Source organism: Streptococcus mitis (genome assembly GCF_946188375.1).
Taxonomy (GTDB): Bacteria; Bacillota; Bacilli; order Lactobacillales; family Streptococcaceae; genus Streptococcus; species Streptococcus mitis_CX.
This window is the reverse complement of the sequence record NZ_CAMHUS010000012.1, coordinates 35,161-41,547: the sequence shown is the minus strand read 5'-3', so window position 1 is coordinate 41,547 and position 6,387 is coordinate 35,161. Positions and strand designations below refer to the sequence as shown.

Annotated in this window: 13 protein-coding genes; 9 read left to right on the top strand and 4 right to left on the bottom strand. The window is 35.7% G+C overall.

From position 1 onward, the window contains the following. Positions 1-73: 73 nt before the first annotated feature. The 4 genes from N8M16_RS09390 to N8M16_RS09375 form a co-directional block, all read right to left on the bottom strand. On the bottom strand, positions 74-1,141 hold the full coding sequence (locus N8M16_RS09390) for a site-specific integrase (protein WP_261070087.1): 1,068 nt from the start codon (positions 1,139-1,141) through the stop codon (positions 74-76). A gap of 122 nt (positions 1,142-1,263) precedes the next feature. Beyond that, positions 1,264-2,334 (bottom strand): type I restriction endonuclease, encoded by a 1,071-nt coding sequence (locus tag N8M16_RS09385; protein ID WP_061590133.1) that lies wholly within the window; start codon positions 2,332-2,334, stop codon positions 1,264-1,266. Positions 2,335-2,348: 14 nt separating this feature from the next. Next, positions 2,349-2,732: an ImmA/IrrE family metallo-endopeptidase gene (locus tag N8M16_RS09380; protein ID WP_061590134.1), complete on the bottom strand. Its 384-nt coding sequence runs from the start codon at positions 2,730-2,732 to the stop codon at positions 2,349-2,351. 9 nt (positions 2,733-2,741) lie between these two features. Beyond that, positions 2,742-3,092 carry a helix-turn-helix domain-containing protein gene (locus tag N8M16_RS09375; RefSeq protein WP_061590135.1) on the bottom strand — a complete coding sequence of 117 codons (351 nt, stop codon included), beginning with the start codon at positions 3,090-3,092 and terminating at the stop codon, positions 2,742-2,744. 299 nt (positions 3,093-3,391) lie between these two features. On the opposite strand from N8M16_RS09375, the gene N8M16_RS09370 reads away from it, so the two are divergent. The 9 genes from N8M16_RS09370 to N8M16_RS09330 all read left to right on the top strand — a co-directional run bounded on the left by N8M16_RS09370 (position 3,392) and on the right by N8M16_RS09330 (position 6,386). Continuing rightward, the gene (locus N8M16_RS09370) at positions 3,392-3,610 is read left to right on the top strand and encodes a helix-turn-helix domain-containing protein (RefSeq protein WP_061590136.1); all 219 of its coding nucleotides are present in this window, start codon (positions 3,392-3,394) and stop codon (positions 3,608-3,610) included. Further along, entirely contained in the window at positions 3,607-3,777 is a 171-nt protein-coding gene (locus N8M16_RS09365; protein ID WP_164993738.1) for a hypothetical protein, read from the top strand. Before N8M16_RS09370 ends, N8M16_RS09365 begins: the two co-directional genes overlap by 4 nt. 174 nt (positions 3,778-3,951) lie before the next feature. Then, positions 3,952-4,293 (top strand): helix-turn-helix domain-containing protein, encoded by a 342-nt coding sequence (locus N8M16_RS09360; protein WP_261070086.1) that lies wholly within the window; start codon positions 3,952-3,954, stop codon positions 4,291-4,293. 131 nt (positions 4,294-4,424) lie between these two features. Further along, a complete protein-coding gene (locus N8M16_RS09355) occupies positions 4,425-4,682 on the top strand; it encodes a hypothetical protein (protein ID WP_261070085.1) in 258 nt (85 codons plus the stop codon). Between the two features lie 122 nt (positions 4,683-4,804). After that, complete coding sequence (locus tag N8M16_RS09350) at positions 4,805-5,089, top strand: DNA-binding protein (protein WP_261070088.1); 285 nt, start codon at positions 4,805-4,807, stop codon at positions 5,087-5,089. A 307-nt stretch (positions 5,090-5,396) separates the two neighbouring features. After that, positions 5,397-5,720, top strand: coding sequence for a hypothetical protein (locus tag N8M16_RS09345; RefSeq protein WP_261070084.1), 324 nt, complete (start codon positions 5,397-5,399; stop codon positions 5,718-5,720). Positions 5,721-5,730: 10 nt separating this feature from the next. Next, a complete protein-coding gene (locus N8M16_RS09340; protein ID WP_261070083.1) occupies positions 5,731-5,874 on the top strand; it encodes a hypothetical protein in 144 nt (47 codons plus the stop codon). A 105-nt stretch (positions 5,875-5,979) separates the two neighbouring features. Next, positions 5,980-6,159: a hypothetical protein gene (locus N8M16_RS09335; RefSeq protein WP_223335901.1), complete on the top strand. Its 180-nt coding sequence runs from the start codon at positions 5,980-5,982 to the stop codon at positions 6,157-6,159. Beyond that, entirely contained in the window at positions 6,156-6,386 is a 231-nt protein-coding gene (locus N8M16_RS09330; protein WP_223335899.1) for a hypothetical protein, read from the top strand. Before N8M16_RS09335 ends, N8M16_RS09330 begins: the two co-directional genes overlap by 4 nt. Position 6,387 lies beyond the last annotated feature (1 nt).

Genomic DNA, 6,387 nt, shown 5'->3' with positions numbered 1-6,387 from the left:
AAGGCGGTAGACGGATTAAAAACCATTGATTTATCGGGCTTTGTGGGTATTTTGCCCCAAATCCGCCCCAAATTTAAGCCGTTAGAAATATTTCTTTTATTTGCTCGAAGTTTTTATCTGCCAAGGCTTCCATTTGGTGTGAGTATACTTTTAGGGTTATATCTGGGCTCTCATGTCCTAATAGCTTCGATATAGTTACAATGTCTATCCCTTTGAATATCAAGTAAGAAGCGTAAGTGTGTCTTAGACTGTGGTTTCTGACAGGCCTGCCTACCAGTTTCTTAATGAGTTTGTTACAAGCAGAGTTTGAAACTCCAAAACAAACACGGTTCTTTATGTTCGCTTGCCAGTATTTTTTTCTATAAGTTTTTAAAGTCTCAATTGTGTTCTTATCGATCGGGATTTTTCTTTTTGAACTCTCGTTTTTTAAGTCTCCAAAATCTTGAGTCTTTGAATAGTCAAAAGACTTATTTATATCTATTATTCCATTTTGTAAGTCTATGTCATTCCACGTTAAGCCTAGAGCCTCAGAGAAGCGAATACCAGTGACTGAAAGGAGGTAGAGAGTGAAATAGGACACATACTGTATATTCGAGCGTGTGGATGAAATCAGAGCCTTATATTCGCTCTCTTCCAAGAAGTCGTTATCCTCTGACCTGGTTTCTATCTGAGATTTGACTTTAGCATCTTCAGCGAAGTTGTAACTGATTACTTGTTCCCTGACTGCCACTTTTAAAGCGCCTTTAATTTGATAATGGAATTTCTCAAGTGTTTCTTGAGCGTATTTCTCACCGAACTCATTTAGCTTTTTCTGATAATAAAGGGGTGTTATATCCTTAACTTTCAAGTCCTCGAAATATGTCTGAATGTGCTTAAGGTTCTTAGTATATGTATCCCATGTTTTATCTTTAACATGGGGACGCTTGTAAACATCAGACCAAGTTTTTACAAAATCATAAAGCGTAACATCCTTGTTCGTTAGTATATTTTCAGTTAGATCTTCTTCAATCTCTCTTGCTGCAGCTTGAGCCAGTTTCTTGGTCTTAAATCCACTTTTTGACTTTTGCTTGTATTTGCCATTTTTGTCTTTGTAAGAGATACGATATTCCCAACCGTTATCCCTTTTTCTGAAATATGCCATTGAATTTGTACCTCTTTTTTGATAAAATGGGTACAGTAAAGAGGGCTTTTTAATGCCTCTTACTACACCGACCGCCTCACGCTCAGACTCGCCAAAGTTTGAGAGCGTGGGGCTTTTTTGTTTTATGAGAATTTCTTGATTACTTCTAAAATCTCGTTGGCATAATTTGCAACTTCAAGAGGAGTAGATACCGGGAAGATACCTTTATCACGAATTTCTATAGTGCTTTTCTTTGAATTAGAACGATAACGTAATACCCACTTTTTGATATTATCGTCAACTAAAACATTGAAATAGCTTCGGTTATCTCTGTAAAATACACGCTCTGGGGATACTACATCCTTAGCAAGCATTTTAACAACAGTATAGACTTCTAACTCGGCAGGAGTTGTGATAATTTCATCAGCTGCTTCAACAATCTCTTCAGGTTCAGATTCAACTTTTGGAATATCGGTTGTTACTTTTGTTTCAACGCTAGTATTAAGTGCTGCACTTAATTTTTCATTAACTCTTTCTGTGATGAATTGATTAAATCCTTTCACGATGATAGGAGAAAATGTCGTTAGGATATTTTGAGTTACACGACCTTCATAGATTTCTGATGTTAGGTATCTGAGGAAGCTATCTGAAGGAGTAGTGATATTTTCAGTAAGAAACGCTTTAAGATTGTTGAGGTATTTCAATTCAGAAGCTGATGAGACAATATTATCAATATCAAAATTCTCTTTGTGGAATTTGATGATCTCAGTAAATTGGTTTTCTTTGATATCAGTCACATCGATTGTTAAGAATGGAGTTGTGTCCATTTTATTTGGTTCGTCTAAATCAGTAAAGAATTTATATTCTCTACCATTTGTCAAGATACCGAATTTTGATTTAGTAGTTACGAAATATCTGAATAGTTGAGAGTCGTGCTTAGTAAGGTTTTCTGTGATTGATTTACATTCAATTAGGATTTGTGGTTCGCCATCCAAAATAATCGCATAGTCGACTTTTTCGCCTTTTTTAATGCCCACATCAGCAGTAAACTCTGGGACAAATTCAAGAGGGTTGAAGATGTCATACCCAAGCGCTTGGAAGAAAGGCATAATGAAGGCATTTTTGGTTTGCTCTTCATTCGTAATGCTTTGGCTGAGTTCTGCTACACGTTTTCCGACTTGTTTTAAATCGGCTTTTACTTTATCAATTTCCATATTGATACTCCTTTTTATTTTACTAATGCTAAATATTCTTCCTTGACCATGATTTCATTTGTCATGGTTTTTAGGTTGTATTTCTCCATGAAATGAAGGTAGTTGAAATTAGTGAAGTCATCCATTGTTTCAAGTTCTTCTTTTAGCAGGTAGTGTATCATGTTTCTATCTGCTTGGAGTTCGTATTCTTCTCGTCTTCGTTTGTACTGTTCTGGGTCGTGCTCTTTGTGTCCTATCTCGTGATAGATAACTTTCTTTTTCTCAATATCATCTAGGTAAGTGTCTACTGCTATGAGATTGTGGGGTTGGTTGTAAAGTCCTTTATTGTGGGAACCTCTACCATCAAAATAAACTAGATCGATACCTTGTTCAGAACAGACTTGTTCGGGTGTTGTCATAGGCAAGTATTACTTTCTATTTCTCATACGAGCTTCTAGTAGCGAGGAGATAAGATCAAAATCTTCGTCGTTAAGTTCGTGCCCATCGTAAAAGAAACTTTCTGCTGCGTCTTTTTTGAGGTCTATTTCTGCCTTTGTGACGCTATTCCCAGCAATAGCAGGGTTATCTGTTCGTCCGAGCAGGTAGTCAGTGGAGACATTGAAGTAATCGGCTATTTCTGAAATTCGTTCAGTAGATGGTTTTGAATTTTTTAAATTATAAATGGTATTTCTACTGTAACCAAGCTTTTCTTCCAATGAATTTATTGAAAGTCCTTGCTTTTTGGCAAGTTCTTTAATTCTGTCAAATGTCTGAAACATTGATTTTTCAACCTTTCTGAGAACATGACAAAAAATATTTAATATTTCTCATTAAAACACTTGACAAAGTTAATGTGAAGTATTAAAATAGTTTTTGTAAGTTAATGAGTTAGTAAAAAACGAAGTTAAAACTTATCTAAAAATAAATAGCTTTGGCGAGCAAGAAAATTGATAGATATAAGGTTTTATCAAGGTTTTTAATTATGCTTTCATTTTAATACTATACATTAATTTTGTCAAGCATTTTATAAAATAATTTACTAACTCTTTAACTTAACTAATTAAAAAGGAGGAGGAACATGAGCCAACAACATCGTAAGTGGATTGAGCTTGTAAAAGAGCGAATTGAGAAACGTGGATGGTCACAGACGGACTTGGCCATTGTTGTAGGTGTTAGTCCATCAGCTATCACACAACTTTTCAAAGATGGCAAAGGAAGTGATGACTTGAAGCTTCGCATTAATAAAAAATTGCGAATCAGCGAGTCGTGGGAAAGATTTGAGGAGGACAAAGCATGAAAGAAACAATAAACGAATTTCTAAAATTCAGAAGCCAATTTACAAAACGAGAATGGATTGAAATTAACCAAGTCATTGAAGCTCGTTTAAATGAAAAAGCCGACCAGTTGAAACTGGACGGCTCAGATGTAGAAATCATTTCTAAAAGACTAGAAAAAGCTATCTAGAAACGACTTGAATGAGCAGTTGATAAGGAAATTAGAAATAGAAAGGAGAGCGTATGACGGACTTTAAAAATTTAGATTGTCAATTTATCTTTCAAGAATGCGACTGAAAATTATACTGCCGTTAGTAATAGCTTTATCAATGATCCTGCGCTGGATTTTACAGCGGTTGGCATCATGATGGTGGTGCTGGCTAATCACCCAAACTGGCAAGTCTATCCAGAGGAGATAGCCAAGCGAAAAGGTGTTAACCGGAAGACAATCGATAAGTATTTCAAAATCTTTGAAGAGGCTGGATATTTACGAAAAATCAGAAAAAAACCTCCTGGAAATGGAGGGAGTCATATATTTAGATTCTTTTCAGATGTAAAAATATCTGATTTCCAATTCGATATTATGAAACAGAGATTAAACCTGTCTATCAAAAAGGCATCTATGAATTATAATTCTGACATTCCGAAAAGTGAGATGTCAGAAAGTGAGATGTCAGAAAGTGAGATGTCAGATTTTGGGCACTAATAAATATTAACTAACAACAAGTATTAAATAACAATAAATATTAATTAACAACAAGTCCTACTTCTCTTAATAAATAAAGAGAGAAGTTTAAAATTTCTAATTTAGGACTTTGGTTTGAAAGGAGAAGGAAAATGGAAATCAAATACATTTATAACAAAACTCCTCTTGGGTGGGTATGGCAGTTAGTAATTGATGGGTACGAGTTTTTTTATCCATGTGGCGATTTAAAAGCGTTAAAAAAATTCGTCAAATCAGAATTAGAAGTTTTGTTAGACAAAAAAGAAAGTGATAGTAATTACGGCTTGGCATTCCATGCGTGTGGATATAACGGACAAGCACAACAAGAGTACATAGATTATTGGGAAAAACAAGGAGTTAGTGTTTTTTAGAGAGGGGGATTAATAGAAAAAATAAGTTTAGAACCAATTTATTTCATGAACGAAAACGAGATATGCAAAAAGCACCTGACGGCAATCAGGCACTAACTAAAAATTTTCAAGGAAATTATATCATGAATGACTTAATGAATCAATTATTAGATCAGTTTGAAGCTGGATTGATGGACAGGACTTTAAAAGTAATGAACGTCATAACAGATGAGAAAAAGCGTTATCCGATGGAATTAAATAAGTCACAATGTTCTGAGATGTTACTTGGCACAAGAGATACAGGAACGTTTGATGATCGTTTTAATAGCCACGAAGACTTTCCAAGGATTCCAGGAAAACGCGAAAAATATCCAAGGGATGCCGTAATTCAATGGTATCACAACAATTGGCAACGTACTGCTAATTAGAAGAAACGGCATAAATTATTTAACAAAAATTAAAGATTTAGAGGAGAAAAACAATGATTGACAAAGACCAAATTATCAAAGTGCAACAGGAAAAAATTTAACGCATTGAACAGCTGCAAGAGAGGCTACATAAATTATCCATGCTTGGGTTGCTAACTGCAAAACTTTTAGGGCTACCTAAGGAGTTAGAAAAGCCAATGAAAGTAATCCACGACATCTCACATGTCATCAAAGACGTATTAAATGGCATGGATCCAGAACGAGCGATTAAAGAGAATTTGACAGAAGTAGACGAGGAGGAAGAATAATGTTTGAACCACCATTAATCAACCAACTTTTAGGAACCGGCGCAGTGATTTTGGGATTTATTGGTGCTGGGATTCTAGCACGACAAATGGAACTGCACGAACTTGAAAAACAACGCAAGTTGGAAGAACGTGATACGAAGATTATACAAGTGCTTAATGAAGCGGTTGAAATCGGTCGTGAACTTGAACGTGAGGAGATCCGTCAAAACATCCGCAGAGAGTTTCAAGGATTTACGTTTGATAACGAACGTCCTGAAGGTTTGAATCCTGAGCCGTTAGCTTTGCCAGAACCTAAGAAAGTGATTATGAAAGTGCTACGTTGAGGATCAGATAATGACTAGAATTGAACTTGAAAACCGTGTATGGCTTTTGGCCAATTATGAAGAAAAAAACGAATTGCTGGATCTTGGGCTAACATCCAAGGCCAGATATGTGAAACGAGTGCTTGAGCTTGGAAAGGTGTATGCTCATGTTTGATTATGACAGAGATATAATGCAACCGCCTGAAGAACGAGAAGAACTTGACCCAAGCCAATACATCTATGTTGGATGTGGGCAGTATCGATACGTGGGTGATGAAATATGATTCAGGAACTACTTGCAGAAATCGACAACTGGCGAGCTGAGTATATGCATCTTGGAATTGAGCTCGGAGAAATCATCAACAACCAACAAAATATTATTTTGAAATTGCAAAACGAAAATCGGCGTATAAAGCGTGAAAATTGGAATTTGAAGAAGACGAAAGGAAGAAGAAAATGACGCAGATAACTAACAAAGGGAAGTTATTCATAAGAGCAGAAATCTCTGAAAAACAAAAAGAATATATCAGACTTCTTGCTGAATTGAGAGGCGTGACAACGCAAGAACTTCTAGGTCAAGTTGTAGAACGCTTCATTGACCGGAATTTACAACTTATTCAAGACTACAACAATGAATTAGATAACTTAAACAGTAAATCTAGAAGCAGGATTGACATGGATGCATAGG